Source organism: Citrobacter sp. SX206 (genome assembly GCF_024181025.1).
Lineage (GTDB): Bacteria > Pseudomonadota > Gammaproteobacteria > Enterobacterales > Enterobacteriaceae > Citrobacter > Citrobacter youngae.
Map to the genome: position 1 here is coordinate 3,875,835 of NZ_CP049738.1, position 15,873 is coordinate 3,891,707.

The following is a 15,873-nucleotide window of genomic DNA, read 5'->3' on the forward strand; positions in this document are numbered from 1 at the left end:
AGTAAAGTTTGCAGAACATCACATTTTTTACCCTATGCTGACGGTTTCACTTCCGGCTCATCGGCGACGTCGCCCGTATGTTTACCTTCATCCGTGCCTTGCCAGCCATGGCGTTGAATCAACGATAAATGTTGACGATCTTCGGCAATAATTTCACTCAGCATTGCGCTGGTGCGCTTATAAACGGCCGCACGCGAAATCGCGTCATCTTCACCTTTCACCATCTCCTCAACCATCAATATATTGAAGCGCCGGAAGACATCAGCCCGCTCACGCGCTTCATAGCGCCCAAGCCCGAGACCTTCCAGCGCCAGACGTCCGGTCTTCAGTGCACCTTCAAAGGTTTCGCGTTCCGGCATATCCACGCCTGCCTGGCGTAGACGGATGTAATGATCCACGTCGCGCGCACGGGCAATAATTTGTAGATGCGGGAAATGTTCTTTCACCATTTCGGTCAGTTGCAGGCTGGTTTGCGGATCGTCAATGGCATTAATGATCACTTCCGCTTTGGCTGCTCCGGCTGACTCCAGCAGATCCATCCGGGTCGCATCGCCATAGAAAACCTTCATCCCGAATTTACGCAGCGTTTCGATATGGTCCGGGTCATGATCAAGAACCACCATTTTGACCCCGCTCGACAACAACAGACGACCGGTTATCTGGCCAAATCGCCCAAATCCAGCGATGATCACCCGCGGTTGCTCCTCATCGATTTCATCCGCTTCCCGCGCTTCACCGGTCGCCGATTTTTCCAGACGCGTAAGAATCACCAGTAAAATCGGCGTCGCCGCCATCGACAGCGCGACCGCCAGCGTCAGCGATTTCGCCCAGTCAGGGTCAAGCACGTTCGCCATTTGCGCCGCGCCAAATACCACGAACGCAAACTCACTGCCCTGCCCAAGTAATACGGCAAACCAGCGACGCTGCTTGTTCGGCACCTGTAAGGGTTTCGCTATCAGCCACAGCATGACGGTTTTAATCACCAGGAAACCGACCAGCAAAATGATAATGCGCAAGGGATTATCAATCAGCGTACCGAAGTCGATAGACATCCCCACGCCGATGAAGAACAGCCCCAGCAGCAGCCCTTTAAACGGCTCAATATCACTTTCCAGCGCGTGGCGATACTCAGAGCTCGCCAGCAGCACCCCGGCCAGGAAGGCCCCCATCGCCATCGACAGGCCAACCTCTTCCAGGAGCAGACCAAAACCGAAAACGAGAAACAGCGCGACGGCGCTGAACACTTCCCGCAGGCCCGAGCGCGCAACAAAACGTAAGGCAGGACGGGTGACATAACGCCCTAACACCACCACCAATACCAGTGCGCCCGCTACCTTCAGGGCAGACAATGCAAACGCCCCAAGCGTAGTCGATGCACCGCTCGCCGCCAGTAACGGGATCATCGCCACCAATGGAATAGCGGCGATATCCTGGAACAGCAGCACGGCAAACGCGCTGCGGCCCATTTGCGAAACCATCAGGTTGCGTTCATTCATTGCCTGCATAGCGATGGCCGTTGAGGAAAGCGCCAGCGTCATGCCGATCAGTTCCGCTACCTGCCAGCGCAGGCCAAGGAACATACAGAACAAACCAATTAAGCCGCCACAAACCACCATCTGTAGCGCACCGCCGCCGAACACCGATGCCCGCAATTTCCACAAACGTTGCGGATCCAGCTCCAGACCGATGACAAACAGCATCAGCACCACACCGATCTCCGCAAAATGCAGGATAGATTCGGCGTCCGTCACCAGCCTCAAACCCCACGGACCGATAATGCACCCGGCGATGAGATACCCCAGTACCGACCCTAATCCCAGCCGTACGGCGATGGGCACAATCAGCGCCGCCGATCCGAGATAAATCAGCGCCTGTATCAGCGTATGGCTATCCATGGTGTGCCTCCTGCCATTCCATCAGACGCTGTTTGTAGTGACGCGCCTGCGCTTGCAGCGTTTCATCATCACAGATAAACGTACAGTGCATCGCAAACGGTGGCAGCCATTTGAGGCCGCAATAGAGCGCTGTCGCCTGTAAAGGCTGGGAAAGCACATCAAATCCGGGATAGGAGCCAATATCGAAGTGGTTTTCACCGCCGCCGGTCGTCACCGCCCACAGCAGTTGTTTACCGTGCAGCGCAGTACCGCCGTGACCGTATGCCCAACCGTGTGCGAGGACCTTATCCATCCACAGCTTGAGTAACGGAGGTGTGCTGTACCACTGCATCGGATGCTGCCAGATGATCAAATCAGCGCGCGCCAGCGCATCCTGTTCAGCGGCAATATCGATATTGAAGTCGGGGTAGAGCTGGTAGAGCGAGCGGATCTCCACGCCCTCCAGCGTCCTTGCCTGTTCAAGCATCCGCTTATTCGCATGCGAGTGCTGCGGATAGGGATGCGCATAAATGATGAGAATCATGATTAGCCTGTATCACTGCATTATTGTAATAACAGTGAGTTTAGTCACTTAATCCACAGGCTAACAGTCAATATTATTGAGTGGCTGAATGGAGAAAACTGAACTAGTTATCCAGTTCGCTCATATCCTTAACCTGATCGCGGTTAATCTGTTCCGTCTTACCCGTCTGGGCATTTTTGTACGACACCAGACCAGTATCATCATCAACCTGCGGTTTGCCGTCAGTGACGATTGTTTTGCCATCGGTGGTTTTAACCGCCTGGTTTGAGGAACAACCGGCCACGGTAAACAGTGCTGCTGCGGTAAAAATTGAGGTGATCAGGATATGTTTTTGCATGGTGTTCTCCCTGCTTTTCAGTTGTTTTCAGTGATATACCCAGTTAACTGTAGGCTAACTAACTGAGTTGCAGGGAAAATACAGAACACTCCTAATAGCCCGCCCTGGTCACGGGCTTACTGCGAATCGTCATTTGACTGGTTTGCGCCAGCGTCAGACCTCGCGTTTCTGGGGCGAAAGCGATGGACACAAGCAGGCCAATCAGCGAAATTCCTGCGCCCATCAGCATGACATTGCTGATACCGTATTTGGTGATGAATACCGGCAGCGCCCAGGTTGAAACAATAGTGCCGATGCGGCTTAAGGACATAATCACCCCGACGGCAGACGCGCGAATGTCGGTAGGGAACAGTTCGTTTGGGTATAGCCACTGCAGGTTTCCCGGTCCCCCCGAGAAAAACGCGTACACGGCAAACGCCAGCACCACCAGCCACGCCCCCATATCAGGAATTAACCCCAGTACAGCCAGCGCCAGCGTCATCATAATAAAACTGCCAATCAACAGCGGTCGGCGGCCCGCGCTATTGAGCCAGAACATGGGCGGAATGCATCCCAGCATAAAGCACAGGCTGATTACCACATTGCCCAACGCGGCGCTTTTCCCGGCACCAAGCCCCAATAGTCCAACAATCTGCGGACCAAAGGTATAAATGGCGAACATCGGGATCACCTGACAGGTCCAGATGGCGGCAACAAACAGGACAAACGGGAAGTGTCGGCGATTAAACAACTGAAGGAAACGCGTCTCCTGCGGCGCCTCTTCGTCGAACACCACCGGTTCGCCGAACAGTTTGATCATCATCGCTTCACACTCTTTCACCCGACCTTTACGCAGCAGCCAGCGCGGCGATTCAGGAAGATCGAAGCGCCCAATCAGGATCAAAATACAGGGGATCACCGCGCTGCCCAGCATCCAGCGCCATCCTCCCTCAACATCATAAAGCCAGTAACCGACCAGATCGGCACAGGTGGCGCCGACATACCACATCGCGGCGATAAAACCGATGGAGAAAGCGCGCTGGCGGGTATTGGAGAACTCGGTAATCATCGAGGTAGCAATCGGATAATCGGCACCAATCACAATGCCGATCAGCACGCGCATCACCAACAGCTCAACGGGCGAGGAAACAAACATGGTTGCTGCCGATATCACGCCAATGGCGATAATATCGATGATGAACATTTTGCGCCGCCCGACCTTATCGGAAATGTAGCCAAACAGCGACGTCCCCACAAACAGACCGGCGAGCGTGCCGGCGCCCAGCAGACCAATCCACTGTGCGTCCAGTTTCAATGCTGGCGTGAGCTGTTCCAGCGCTACGCCAATCATCACCAGCACATAACCATCCAGAAATGGCCCACCACTTCCCCACAGCATTATCCGGCGGTGAATAGAGGTAAATTTGATGTCATCAAAGTTCCTGGGCTGCTGCATAGCGACTTCCTGTTTCAACACGGGCAAAGCGTCATCTATAGGCCGGATAAGGCGTTTACGCCCCCATCCGGCACTGGCGTCACATGATTGCCGGATGGCGACGCTAGCGCGTCTTATCCGGCCTACGGGTGCACAACCTCGTACTTATTAACCGTAGCGAAACTCCACGCCAAATGTCCCACGCGGGTATTCCCACTTTTCCAGCGCTGTATCGAGCCCGAGAATGCGGCACGTTCCGCACTCCAGGCATCCGGCGTAATCAAACCGTACGCTGCCGTCGTCCTGCTTTTTATACAGCCCTGCTGGACAGGCCTTAATCAGCACTTCCAGCGCCTGTTTATCAGGATCGGTTTTGAGAATGATATGCGGGCTGTCTTCATCGACATTGAACTTATTGACGCCCAGTTTGACGTCCACATTGACGGGAGATGTCATAATACGGTCACTCCTTTCAGGCCATCTTTCATCAGGTTGATGAAGCCCACTTTCTTCGCATGGCGCAGGATTTTTTTACGCATTGGCACTGGGGCGGAACCATCTACGGTGAACAGGTCGCGTGCGATACTGACCGCCATTTCGGGATAAGCGGTAAACATGCGCGGGTTATCAAGAAAAGCAGGCAGCTTCTGGTACATACGCATATCGCGCATCGGGCCATCGTCCAGATGCTGACGGTATTCACCCAGCGACTGCTTGCTAAAGTCGTCACGCTTCATCGCTGAAAGCACCGTTTTCGCCGCCGCTTCGCCTGCGGAAATGGCGAGATCCATACCGCGAATGGTAAAGCCGAGGTTCATACACATTCCGGCAGCGTCACCGGCAATCAGTACGCCGTCACCCACCAGTTCGGGCTGCATGTTGATACCGGCTTCCGGTACAACGTGCGCGGCATATTCCACCAGCTTGCCACCGGCGATCAGCGGGGCAACCGCCGGATGCTGTTTGAAATCTTCCAGCATTTGCGGGACCGATTTTTTAGCGTCTTTCAGATGATGAAGACCGCAGACCAGTCCCAGAGAAAGGGTTGTTTCATTCGTATAGAGAAAACCACCGCCCATCAATCCATCGGTTGGCGATCCGGCAAACAGGCAGGCTGCACCTTCGTTCCCCTGTAACTGGAAACGATCTTCAATTACCGATTTTGGCAGTTCGATCAGCTCTTTTACGCCGACGGCAACATGCGATGCCTCCACGCGCTTTGCCATACCCAGCTTTTCAGCCAGCAGAGAATTCACCCCGTCGGCGAGGATCACCACTTTGGCTTCCAGAATATCGCCGTCTGCTTCCACGCCCACGACTTTACCCTCGCGCTGCACAACGTTATCCACGCGAATACCGGTGATAAGCTGAGCGCCCGCCTCTTCGGCCTGCTCCATCAGCCAGGCGTCAAATTTGCTACGTAAGACGGAATAAGAAACCTGCGACGATGCGGCCTCTTCACCATTGCAATAGTCGATGGTCATCGCCCCTTTGTCGGTCATAAAGGCGAGCTTTTCGTGGGTGATTATGCGTTCAATGGGAGCCTGCTCAGCAAAACCGGGAATAATGCGCTCCAGGCTATGCGCATACATGCGCCCACCGGTGACATTCTTCGCGCCAGCAGAATTGCCGCGCTCGATAACCAGCACCTGTGCACCTTCCCGAGCCAGCACCAGCGCTGCAACCGAACCAGCCAGACCTGCACCCACGATGATGGCATCAAAGATATCTTCGGACATACGTACTCCTGTCAGCGGCAGGATACCTTCGCATCCTGCCCGAATGGTTTAACGCGCTAAGGCAGCCGTCAGCGCAGGCAGGATCTTCAGCGCATCGCCAACAATCCCATAATCTGCATATTGGAAAATCGGCGCATTTTTGTCTTTGTTGATGGCGAAAATCGTCTGTGCGCCGTTGGCGCCGACCATATGTTGGATCTGCCCTGAGATCCCCACGGCCAGATACAGTTCAGGCTTAAGCATCAGGTTGGAGATGCCGACGTAGCGTTCATGCTCCATCCACTTCTCGTTTTCCGCCACCGGACGGGAACAGGCCAACTCAGCGCCAATCGTCTGGCACAGCGCTTCGGCAAGCGAGATATTTTCTTTGCTACCAATACCGCGTCCCACGCTGACCACCAGACGGGCTTTGTCGAGATCGACGCTGTTGCTCTGACGCTCCTGAGTTGCCGTACGGGTCACGACAAAGGCCGGAGCCTGCCACTGGATGGTGTGCACCTCGCCGCTGCGAGCGGTATCCGGTTGCTGCGCGTCAAACGTTCCGCTACTGAGAGTGATCACGGCAAACGGTGAAGCGATTGTTTCTGCTCCCATCGCCAGACCGCCGTAAACCATATGTTTGACCGCCGCTTTTCCATCCTGCACCGCGACTGCGCTGGCGTCATTTGAGACTGCAGCCGACAAGCGAAAGCCCAGCTTTGCCGCTAACAGCTTGCCCCGACGTGTATTCGGCAGCAGCACCGCGCCGCCCTCGCTGTGCTGACGAATGATTTCGGCCATCGCATCGGCGTAGTCTTCAACCATACGGTCTTCTGGTTTGCCGCTGAGCAGCCAGACATGATCCGCGCCTAAATGACATGCCGTTGCGCTGTCCGCATCGCTGAGCACAAACGTGTTAACTTTTTCGCCTAAAGCCTGCGCACCTTTCATCAGTTCCGGCAGACGAGAAGGGGTATCACTGAATACCCAGATACTGGAAAATTTGTTCATAACATCCCCTGATAATTAAATGATTTTGCGAAGATTCTCGACAAACGCGGCAATCTGTTCTTCACCGTCACCTTCAATTACAACGCGCTGACGCTCGCGCTGTTTCGGTGCAGCAACATGCTGTGCGGAATACGCCTGCACGCTGTTCAGCCCAATGTCTGTAGTCGACCAAACCTGAACCGGTTTTTTCGCCGCGCCAAGAATGGCTTTCATGGAAGGGATTTGAGGGGTGTTGATGTCAGTAGAGACCGCGACAACCGCCGGAAGCGGGATACTCAGGGTTTCAACTTCATCTTCCAGTTCACGCTCTACCGTCAGAGTGCTGTCGGTAAGAGAGAGGATTTTGCTCACGCCGTTTATCGCCGGCACGTCCAGCATTTCGCCCACCAGCAGACCAACCTGCTGAGCATAAAGATCGGAAGAACCGTCGCCGCAAATAAGCAGATCAAAACCGGATTTTTGCACGGCGGCAGCCAGCGCAGTGGCAGTTTGTTGCGGCAGCGCCTGTTCAAATTGATCGTCAATGACAGCAATCAGTTCATCAGGGCCACGGGAAAGCACATCTTTGCGCCCTTTTGCATTGGTCAGCGCTTTGCCTCCGACGCTCATGGCCACAACCTGAGCCTCTCCCACCTGCTGTTTTAACTGGCAAGCTGCCTCGATCGCATTCAGATCATATTGGCTGATTTTGCCATCTGCTTTGCTGAAATCGAGTGTTCCATCAGCATTATTAATCGCAATATCCTGCTCATCAGGTACGCATTTGTAGCAAGTAATTATCTTCATTGCATCTCCAGAAATCATGAAGGAAACGTATTTATATCGGCGGTGTTAAATACAGATATCACGCTCTTTAATTCGGAAATAAAACCTTAATCACCAATATTGAAAATGTCACACATTGAAATTCGTAACTTTCAATAGTGTTACATGCCTCACCAATATTGAAAGAATCACGTCAAATATGAAAATTTTCAATATTGTCTGCTGGTTCAACAATATTGAACGCCAGTCACTTAAAAAAGTTAAAAAACCAATGTCAATATCATGATTAATAAAGAAATTATCTAGATTTCCAGACAAAATAACCAGCATAAAAAAGTGTGACACAGATAACAGAACAGCCGGAAATGAATACCCATTATGAGTTACTCACTGAGGCGCCCCAGAGGTTAAAAAGTCATCAACAAATCATTAATAATAAATAAACAAACGATCACATACGGGCACGCTAAATAAATTTCGTTTTCACACTGGAATTCACTTATGAAAAATGAAAAGAGAAAATCGGGAATTGAACCGAAGGTTTTTTTTCCGCCATTAATAATTGTTGGGATACTTTGTTGGCTAACAGTAAGAGATCTTGATGCCGCTAACGTCGTTATTAATGCGGTATTCAGTTATGTCACCAACGTCTGGGGTTGGGCATTCGAATGGTATATGGTCGTCATGCTCTTCGGATGGTTCTGGTTAGTCTTTGGCCCGTATGCCAAAAAGAAATTAGGCGACGAAAAACCCGAGTTTAGTACCGCCAGCTGGATTTTTATGATGTTCGCCTCCTGTACATCCGCCGCGGTGCTGTTCTGGGGTTCCATCGAGATCTACTACTATATCTCTACCCCGCCGTTCGCTTTGGAGCCCAATTCCACGGGTGCGAAAGAGATCGGTCTGGCGTACAGCCTGTTCCACTGGGGACCGTTGCCGTGGGCAACCTACAGCTTCCTTTCCGTGGCCTTCGCCTACTTCTTCTTTGTGCGCAAGATGGACGTCATCCGTCCCAGCTCCACGCTGGTACCGTTAGTAGGCGAAAAGCATGCGAAAGGGCTGTTCGGCACCATCGTGGATAACTTCTACCTGGTGGCGCTGATTTTTGCGATGGGTACCAGCCTCGGTCTGGCGACGCCGCTGGTAACCGAGTGTATGCAATGGCTGTTCGGTATTCCGCATACGCTGCAATTAGATGCCATCATCATTACCTGCTGGATCATTCTGAACGCCATTTGCGTGGCCTGCGGCCTGCAAAAAGGGGTCAGGATCGCCAGCGACGTGCGTAGCTACCTGAGCTTCCTGATGCTGGGCTGGGTGTTTATCGTCAGCGGCGCCAGCTTCATCATGAACTACTTCACCGACTCCGTCGGCATGCTGCTGATGTATCTGCCGCGCATGCTGTTCTATACCGATGCCATCGGCAAAGGCGGCTTCCCGCAGGGCTGGACCGTCTTCTACTGGGCGTGGTGGGTCATTTACGCCATCCAGATGAGCATCTTCCTGGCGCGTATTTCTCGTGGTCGTACCGTACGTGAACTGTGCTTCGGGATGGTGCTGGGCCTGACCGCTTCCACCTGGATCCTGTGGACCGTCCTTGGCAGCAATACCCTGCTGCTGATGGATAAAAACATTCTCAACATCCCGCAACTGATTGAACAGCACGGCGTGGCGCGCGCCATTATCGAAACCTGGGCCGCCTTGCCATTCAGCACCGCCACCATGTGGGGCTTCTTCATCCTTTGCTTTATTGCCACCGTCACGCTGATTAACGCCTGCTCTTACCCCCTGGCGATGTCCACCTGTCGCGAAGTTCGCGATGGTGAAGAACCGCCGCTGTTAGTGCGTATTGGCTGGTCCGTGCTGGTCGGCATCATCGGTATCGTTCTGCTGGCGCTGGGCGGGCTGAAGCCGATACAGACCGCGATTATCGCCGGAGGATGCCCGTTGTTCTTCGTCAACATCATGGTGACGCTGTCCTTTATTAAAGACGCCAAAGTGCACTGGAAAGACAAGTAATTCTCATTAACCCAATTGATCAAGAGGCTGAAAGATGGATTTCAACTTAAATGACGAGCAGGAGCTGTTTGTCGCCGGTATTCGTGAACTGATGGCCAGTGAGAACTGGGAAGCTTATTTTGCCGAGTGCGATCGCGACAGCGTCTACCCTGAGCGTTTTGTGAAAGCGCTGGCGGATATGGGCATTGATAGCCTGTTGATTCCGGAAGAACACGGTGGACTGGAAGCGGGTTTTGTCACCGTGGCCGCCGTCTGGATGGAACTCGGCCGCCTGGGCGCGCCAACCTATGTGCTGTACCAGTTACCGGGTGGTTTTAATACCTTCCTGCGTGAAGGGACTCAGGAACAAATCGATAAAATCATGGCGTTCCAGGGAACCGGTAAGCAGATGTGGAACTCTGCGATCACCGAACCGGGAGCGGGATCGGATGTTGGTAGCCTGAAAACCACTTATACACGTAAAAATGGTAAGGTTTATCTTAATGGCAGTAAGTGCTTTATCACCAGTAGCGCCTATACCCCGTACATCGTGGTGATGGCGAGAGATGGCGCATCGCCGGATAAACCTGTTTATACCGAGTGGTTCGTTGACATGAGCAAGGCGGGTATCAAGGTCAACAAACTGGAGAAACTCGGTCTGCGTATGGATAGCTGCTGTGAAATCACCTTTGACGACGTTGAGCTGGACGAGAAAGACATGTTCGGTCGGGAAGGTAACGGTTTCAATCGCGTGAAAGAAGAGTTTGACCATGAACGCTTCCTCGTCGCGCTGACCAACTACGGTACGGCAATGTGCGCGTTTGAAGACGCCGCGCGCTACGCCAACCAACGCGTACAGTTTGGCGAAACGATCGGCCGTTTCCAGCTGATTCAGGAGAAGTTTGCGCATATGGCGATCAAACTGAACTCCATGAAAAACATGCTGCTGGAAGCCGCATGGAAAGCGGATAACGGCACTATTACCTCGGGTGACGCGGCCATGTGCAAATACTTCTGCGCCAACGCGGCATTTGAAGTGGTAGACACCGCCATGCAGGTGCTGGGTGGCGTGGGTATCGCGGGTAACCATCGCATCACGCGCTTCTGGCGTGACCTGCGCGTTGACCGCGTTTCTGGTGGTTCTGACGAAATGCAGATCCTGACGTTGGGTCGTGCGGTACTCAAGCAATACCGCTAAGTGGGATGCCGGATAACGTTTCGCTTATCCGGCCTACAACTAACTGCCAGGAGCAAAATTATGGATCACTTACCAATGCCAACCTTTGGCCCACTTGCCGGGGTACGAGTTGTCTTTTCAGGGATCGAGATTGCCGGTCCGTTCGCCGGACAGATGTTTGCCGAATGGGGTGCTGAGGTTATCTGGATTGAAAACGTCGCATGGGCCGATACCATCCGCGTGCAGCCTAACTATCCGCAGCTCTCACGTCGTAACCTGCACGCCCTGTCACTGAATATTTTCAAAGATGAAGGCCGGGAAGCGTTTCTGAAGCTGATGGAAACCACCGATATTTTCATTGAAGCCAGTAAAGGCCCGGCCTTTGCCCGTCGCGGCATTACCGATGAAGTGCTGTGGCAACATAACCCAAAACTGGTTATCGCCCACCTTTCCGGCTTCGGCCAGTTTGGTACCGAGGAGTACACCAATCTTCCGGCATATAACACTATCGCGCAGGCGTTCAGCGGCTATCTGATCCAAAACGGTGACGTAGATCAGCCAATGCCAGCCTTCCCGTACACCGCCGATTACTTCTCCGGGATGACCGCAACGACAGCGGCGCTGGCGGCTCTGCACAAAGTCCGCGAAACGGGTAAAGGTGAAAGCATCGATATCGCCATGTACGAGGTGATGTTGCGCATGGGTCAGTATTTCATGATGGATTACTTTAACGGCGGCGAAATTTGCCCACGCATGACCAAAGGCAAAGACCCGTATTACGCTGGCTGCGGTCTGTATAAATGCGCCGATGGTTACATCGTCATGGAGCTGGTCGGCATCACGCAAATCAACGAGTGCTTCAACGATATTGGCCTCGCCCACATTCTTGGCACGCCGGAAGTCCCGGAAGGTACCCAGCTTATCCATCGCGTGGAATGCCCTTACGGCCCGCTCGTGGAAGAGAAACTGGACGCGTGGCTGGCAACACACACCATCGCCGAAGTCCAGGCGCGCTTTGCTGAGCTGAACATCGCCTGCGCGAAGGTGCTGACCATTCCAGAACTGGAAGACAACCCGCAGTACGTTGCCCGTGAATCGATTACTCAGTGGCAAACAATGGATGGCCGCACTTGCAAAGGGCCAAACATCATGCCGAAATTTAAAAACAACCCGGGGAAAATCTGGCGTGGCATGCCATCACACGGCATGGATACTGCCGCCATTCTGAAAAATATTGGTTATAGCGAAGCAGATATAAATGAGCTGGTCGGCAAAGGCCTGGCCAGAGTTGAGGAATAAACGCGACGCGCTGACCCGCGAGTGGGTTAGCGCTCACGCCTGATTTCAGTGGATAAAGCAATATGGATATCGTTGGCGGACAAAACTTACGTCAGATGTGGGACGACCTGGCCGGGGTGTACGGAGATAAAACAGCGTTAATTTTCGAATCCTGCGAAGGAAACGTTCGGCAATTTAGCTATGCCTCGCTCAATGAAGAGATTAACCGCACGGCAAACCTGTTCCATTCCTTAGGGATCCGCAAGGGCGATAAGGTCGCATTGCATCTGGATAACTGTCCGGAATTCATTTTTTGCTGGTTTGGGCTGGCAAAAATTGGCGCCATCATGGTGCCGATTAATGCCCGTTTGCTGGGTGAAGAAAGCGCCTGGATCCTGCAAAACAGCCAGGTAAGCCTGCTGGTCACCAGCGCCCAGTTTTATCCTATGTACCGCCAGATACGGCTGGAAAATACCACACCGCTTAATCATATCTGTCTGATTGGCGAACAGCTTCCGGTTGACGACGGCGTGAGCCACTTTACCCAACTGCAATCCCGCCAGTCCGCCACGCTGTGCTATACACCTGCGTTATCCACTGACGATACGGCGGAAATTCTGTTTACCTCTGGCACCACCTCACGGCCTAAAGGGGTGGTGATTACCCACTACAATCTGCGATTTGCCGGCTACTACACTTCCTGGCAAATCGCCCTGCGCGATGATGACGTCTACATGACGGTAATGCCCGCTTTTCATATCGACTGTCAGTGTACGGCAGCCATGGCGGCATTCTCCGCAGGCAGCACCTTTGTGCTGTTGGAAAAGTACAGCGCCAGGGCGTTTTGGGATCAGGTACGTAGATACCAGGCGACGGTCACCGAATGCATTCCGATGATGATCCGAACGCTGATGGTTCAACCCCCAGCGCCAACGGGCAGACAGCATCGCCTGCGCGAAGTGATGTTCTATCTCAATTTATCCGAGCAGGAAAAAGACGCCTTTACCGAACGTTTTGGCGTCAGGCTGCTGACCTCCTACGGTATGACCGAAACCATCGTCGGCATTATTGGCGATCGCCCCGGAGACAAACGGCGTTGGCCCTCTATTGGTCGTGTGGGTTTTAGCTATGAAGCCGAAATCCGTGACGATCACAACCGTCCCCTGCCCGCCGGAGAAATTGGTGAAATCTGTATTAAAGGCGTGCCGGGCAAAACCATCTTCAAAGAGTACTATGCCCAGCCGGAGGCGACCGCCAAAGCGCTGGAACCAGAAGGCTGGTTACATACCGGTGATTCGGGCTATCAGGATGCGGATGGCTATTTTTATTTCGTCGACAGACGCTGCAACATGATTAAACGCGGCGGAGAAAATGTCTCCTGCGTCGAGCTGGAAAATATTATTTCTGCGCATCCAAAAATTCAGGACATTGTGGTTGTCGGTATTAAAGATTCAATCCGTGATGAAGCCATTAAAGCGTTTATCGTCCTTAATGAAGGTGAAACATTAAGCGAAGCCGAGTTCTTCAGCTTCTGCGAAAACAATATGGCGAAATTCAAGGTTCCCTCTTTTATGGAGATAAGAACCGACCTGCCGCGCAATTGTTCAGGAAAAATAATCAAAAAAAATCTGAAATAACCCTCACGGCAGGAATTGCTCCTACCGGGAAATCTATTTATCTGGAGATGAACTATGAGTGAATCATTAAATCTGACCCGTAACGGCCCGATACTGGAAATTACCCTCGACCGGCCTAAAGCCAATGCCATTGATGCCAAAACCAGCTTTGCCATGGGCGAAGCGTTTCTTAATTTTCGTGATGACCCGGAATTACGCGTAGCGATAATCACCGGCGGTGGTGAGAAATTCTTTTCTGCGGGCTGGGACTTAAAAGCGGCAGCTGAAGGTGAAGCGCCGGATGCCGATTTTGGCCCAGGCGGCTTTGCCGGTTTAACCGAAATTTTCGACCTCGATAAACCGGTCATCGCTGCGGTAAATGGCTATGCGTTTGGCGGTGGTTTTGAATTGGCGCTAGCTGCGGATTTCATCGTCTGCGCGGAAAATGCCAGCTTCGCGCTACCGGAAGCCAAGCTCGGGATCGTGCCTGACAGCGGCGGCGTTCTGCGTCTGCCGAAGCTACTGCCACCGGCTATCGTCAACGAAATGGTGATGACAGGCAGACGAATGAGCGCCGAAGAAGCGCTACGTTGGGGTATCGTCAACCGCGTTGTCAGCCAGAGCGAACTGATGGATAGCGCGCGCGAACTGGCGCAGCAGCTGGTGAATAGCGCCCCGCTGGCTATCGCCGCGCTGAAAGAGATTTATCGTGCGACCAGCGAAATGCCGGTAGAAGAAGGCTACCGTTACATCCGCAGTGGTGTGCTGAAGCACTATCCGTCGGTGCTGCACTCGGAAGATGCGCTGGAAGGACCACTGGCATTTGCGGAAAAACGCGATCCGGTGTGGAAAGGACGCTGATAACCGATGAGCTATTACGCCTTTGAAGGCCTGATTCCGGTAGTACATCCAGAGGCGTATGTTCATCCCAGCGCCGTGTTGATTGGTGATGTGATCGTGGGGGCTGGCGTCTACGTCGGCCCACATGCCTCACTGCGCGGTGACTATGGTCGCCTGATTCTGGAGGCAGGTTCTAACTTGCAGGATGGCTGCATCATGCACGGTTATTGCGACACTGACACCATCGTGCATGAGAATGGGCATATCGGCCATGGCGCAATCCTGCACGGTTGCGTGGTGGGCAGAGATGCGCTGATCGGCATGAACAGCGTCATTATGGACGGCGCAGTGATTGGTGAAGAGAGCATTGTCGCCGCCATGAGCTTTGTCAAAGCCGGCTTTCAGGGGGAGGCCAGGCAGATGCTGGTGGGCTCACCCGCTCGCGTATTGCGTGAAGTCACGGTTCAGGAACTGCACTGGAAACGGTTAAACACCAAAGAGTATCAGGACCTTGCAACCCGCTGCCAAACAAGCCTACACGAGACGCAGCCATTAACGCGGGTCGAAAAACACCGGCCGCGCCTGAAAGGCACGACGGACGTAAAACCCAAATCAGCACAGTAATTGATGCCGGATGCGCTCACGCTTATCCGGCCTACGCGTCAACCACCGTTTATAACGCCATCAGGCAAACTGACAATTAGCGACGCATACTCTTGGAGAGCATCATCTGCCATTTCTGCTCACGGTTGAGCTCTGTTGGGGGAACGGCAGACAGCCGCGGCGTTTTCGCCACACTCACCTTTTTTTCCTGCAAATTGTGGCTCAATCGGTTGTAGAGGTGAGAATCAATACTGATGACTTTTACCAGACGCTGGCACTGGCAGCCCCGGCCTGCAATCTGATTAGGGATCATCTTAACTTCACAAACAATTTCTCCCACTTCCGACAGAATATAAGAGAGAGTATTAATTGCTTTGCAGTGCTCAATATCAAAATGGCGGGAAATTTCCTTTGCGGTGATCCAACGATCCTCAGCCATCATCCAGTCAGCAATTAACAAATAAAGCGGTCTTTCAACATATTTTTCACACATAAGCACACCATTTCACAAATTAAAAATCTGGCTACGGCCTGTCCAAATTAATAAAAACTAAGCCATATTAAAATTGTGGATATAAAGGATAGTATGCGACTTGAATGTTGATTAGTGTGAGCTATATCGTGCTTATTACATTGAAAATGTGGTTATGAAAGTGCATTTGGCCAGGAATGACCTTACGCGAATTTAAAAAAGGGTT

Annotated in this window: 15 protein-coding genes; 6 read left to right on the plus strand and 9 right to left on the minus strand. The window is 52.7% G+C overall.

The window, feature by feature from the left end; translation table 11 throughout:
* Positions 1 to 32 precede the first annotated feature (32 nt).
* The 8 genes from kefC to G8S19_RS18795 form a co-directional block, all read right to left on the minus strand.
* Positions 33 to 1,895 (minus strand): glutathione-regulated potassium-efflux system protein KefC, encoded by a 1,863-nt coding sequence (kefC, locus tag G8S19_RS18760; protein WP_253685683.1) that lies wholly within the window; start codon positions 1,893 to 1,895, stop codon positions 33 to 35.
* Positions 1,888 to 2,418 carry a glutathione-regulated potassium-efflux system oxidoreductase KefF gene (gene kefF, locus G8S19_RS18765; protein WP_253685685.1) on the minus strand — a complete coding sequence of 177 codons (531 nt, stop codon included), beginning with the start codon at positions 2,416 to 2,418 and terminating at the stop codon, positions 1,888 to 1,890. Before kefF ends, kefC begins: the two co-directional genes overlap by 8 nt.
* Before the next feature lie 103 nt (positions 2,419 to 2,521).
* Positions 2,522 to 2,755: a YgdI/YgdR family lipoprotein gene (locus G8S19_RS18770; protein WP_003018880.1), complete on the minus strand. Its 234-nt coding sequence runs from the start codon at positions 2,753 to 2,755 to the stop codon at positions 2,522 to 2,524.
* A 91-nt stretch (positions 2,756 to 2,846) separates the two neighbouring features.
* Positions 2,847 to 4,190, minus strand: coding sequence for an MFS transporter (locus tag G8S19_RS18775; protein ID WP_003845694.1), 1,344 nt, complete (start codon positions 4,188 to 4,190; stop codon positions 2,847 to 2,849).
* Positions 4,191 to 4,337: 147 nt separating this feature from the next.
* Complete coding sequence (gene fixX / locus G8S19_RS18780) at positions 4,338 to 4,625, minus strand: ferredoxin-like protein FixX (protein WP_000203736.1); 288 nt, start codon at positions 4,623 to 4,625, stop codon at positions 4,338 to 4,340.
* Positions 4,622 to 5,908 carry an FAD-dependent oxidoreductase gene (locus G8S19_RS18785; protein WP_103768428.1) on the minus strand — a complete coding sequence of 429 codons (1,287 nt, stop codon included), beginning with the start codon at positions 5,906 to 5,908 and terminating at the stop codon, positions 4,622 to 4,624. Before G8S19_RS18785 ends, fixX begins: the two co-directional genes overlap by 4 nt.
* Positions 5,909 to 5,956: 48 nt before the next feature.
* A complete protein-coding gene (locus G8S19_RS18790; RefSeq protein WP_124021832.1) occupies positions 5,957 to 6,898 on the minus strand; it encodes an electron transfer flavoprotein subunit alpha/FixB family protein in 942 nt (313 codons plus the stop codon).
* A gap of 15 nt (positions 6,899 to 6,913) precedes the next feature.
* A complete protein-coding gene (locus tag G8S19_RS18795) occupies positions 6,914 to 7,684 on the minus strand; it encodes an electron transfer flavoprotein FixA (RefSeq protein ID WP_253685687.1) in 771 nt (256 codons plus the stop codon).
* Positions 7,685 to 8,164: 480 nt separating this feature from the next.
* On the opposite strand from G8S19_RS18795, the gene caiT reads away from it, so the two are divergent.
* From caiT to caiE, 6 genes are all read left to right on the plus strand, one after another.
* Entirely contained in the window at positions 8,165 to 9,682 is a 1,518-nt protein-coding gene (caiT, locus tag G8S19_RS18800; RefSeq protein WP_253685689.1) for an L-carnitine/gamma-butyrobetaine antiporter, read from the plus strand.
* 34 nt (positions 9,683 to 9,716) lie between these two features.
* On the plus strand, positions 9,717 to 10,859 hold the full coding sequence (caiA, locus tag G8S19_RS18805) for a crotonobetainyl-CoA dehydrogenase (RefSeq protein ID WP_003018898.1): 1,143 nt from the start codon (positions 9,717 to 9,719) through the stop codon (positions 10,857 to 10,859).
* 60 nt (positions 10,860 to 10,919) lie between these two features.
* The gene (gene caiB, locus G8S19_RS18810; protein WP_253685691.1) at positions 10,920 to 12,137 is read left to right on the plus strand and encodes an L-carnitine CoA-transferase; all 1,218 of its coding nucleotides are present in this window, start codon (positions 10,920 to 10,922) and stop codon (positions 12,135 to 12,137) included.
* Between the two features lie 62 nt (positions 12,138 to 12,199).
* Positions 12,200 to 13,753, plus strand: coding sequence for a crotonobetaine/carnitine-CoA ligase (gene caiC, locus G8S19_RS18815; RefSeq protein ID WP_253685694.1), 1,554 nt, complete (start codon positions 12,200 to 12,202; stop codon positions 13,751 to 13,753).
* 54 nt (positions 13,754 to 13,807) lie between these two features.
* A complete protein-coding gene (gene caiD, locus G8S19_RS18820; protein WP_253685696.1) occupies positions 13,808 to 14,593 on the plus strand; it encodes a crotonobetainyl-CoA hydratase in 786 nt (261 codons plus the stop codon).
* Positions 14,594 to 14,599: 6 nt separating this feature from the next.
* Positions 14,600 to 15,196, plus strand: a complete 597-nt coding sequence (gene caiE, locus G8S19_RS18825; protein ID WP_124021827.1) for a carnitine operon protein CaiE — start codon at positions 14,600 to 14,602, stop codon at positions 15,194 to 15,196.
* Positions 15,197 to 15,272: 76 nt separating this feature from the next.
* Here caiE and caiF read toward each other — a convergent pair whose 3' ends face one another.
* Entirely contained in the window at positions 15,273 to 15,668 is a 396-nt protein-coding gene (gene caiF, locus G8S19_RS18830) for a carnitine metabolism transcriptional regulator CaiF (RefSeq protein ID WP_003018912.1), read from the minus strand.
* Between the last annotated feature and the right edge of the window lie 205 nt (positions 15,669 to 15,873).

Bases quoted from the DNA above. Each gene is read 5' to 3' on its own strand.
- kefC (WP_253685683.1), bottom strand. From the start codon at position 1,895: ATGGATAGCCATACGCTGATACAGGCGCTGATTTATCTCGGATCGGCG.
- kefF (WP_253685685.1), bottom strand. From the start codon at position 2,418: ATGATTCTCATCATTTATGCGCATCCCTATCCGCAGCACTCGCATGCG.
- G8S19_RS18770 (WP_003018880.1), bottom strand. From the start codon at position 2,755: ATGCAAAAACATATCCTGATCACCTCAATTTTTACCGCAGCAGCACTG.
- G8S19_RS18775 (WP_003845694.1), bottom strand. From the start codon at position 4,190: ATGCAGCAGCCCAGGAACTTTGATGACATCAAATTTACCTCTATTCAC.
- fixX (WP_000203736.1), bottom strand. From the start codon at position 4,625: ATGACATCTCCCGTCAATGTGGACGTCAAACTGGGCGTCAATAAGTTC.
- G8S19_RS18785 (WP_103768428.1), bottom strand. From the start codon at position 5,908: ATGTCCGAAGATATCTTTGATGCCATCATCGTGGGTGCAGGTCTGGCT.
- G8S19_RS18790 (WP_124021832.1), bottom strand. From the start codon at position 6,898: ATGAACAAATTTTCCAGTATCTGGGTATTCAGTGATACCCCTTCTCGT.
- G8S19_RS18795 (WP_253685687.1), bottom strand. From the start codon at position 7,684: ATGAAGATAATTACTTGCTACAAATGCGTACCTGATGAGCAGGATATT.
- caiT (WP_253685689.1), top strand. From the start codon at position 8,165: ATGAAAAATGAAAAGAGAAAATCGGGAATTGAACCGAAGGTTTTTTTT.
- caiA (WP_003018898.1), top strand. From the start codon at position 9,717: ATGGATTTCAACTTAAATGACGAGCAGGAGCTGTTTGTCGCCGGTATT.
- caiB (WP_253685691.1), top strand. From the start codon at position 10,920: ATGGATCACTTACCAATGCCAACCTTTGGCCCACTTGCCGGGGTACGA.
- caiC (WP_253685694.1), top strand. From the start codon at position 12,200: ATGGATATCGTTGGCGGACAAAACTTACGTCAGATGTGGGACGACCTG.
- caiD (WP_253685696.1), top strand. From the start codon at position 13,808: ATGAGTGAATCATTAAATCTGACCCGTAACGGCCCGATACTGGAAATT.
- caiE (WP_124021827.1), top strand. From the start codon at position 14,600: ATGAGCTATTACGCCTTTGAAGGCCTGATTCCGGTAGTACATCCAGAG.
- caiF (WP_003018912.1), bottom strand. From the start codon at position 15,668: ATGTGTGAAAAATATGTTGAAAGACCGCTTTATTTGTTAATTGCTGAC.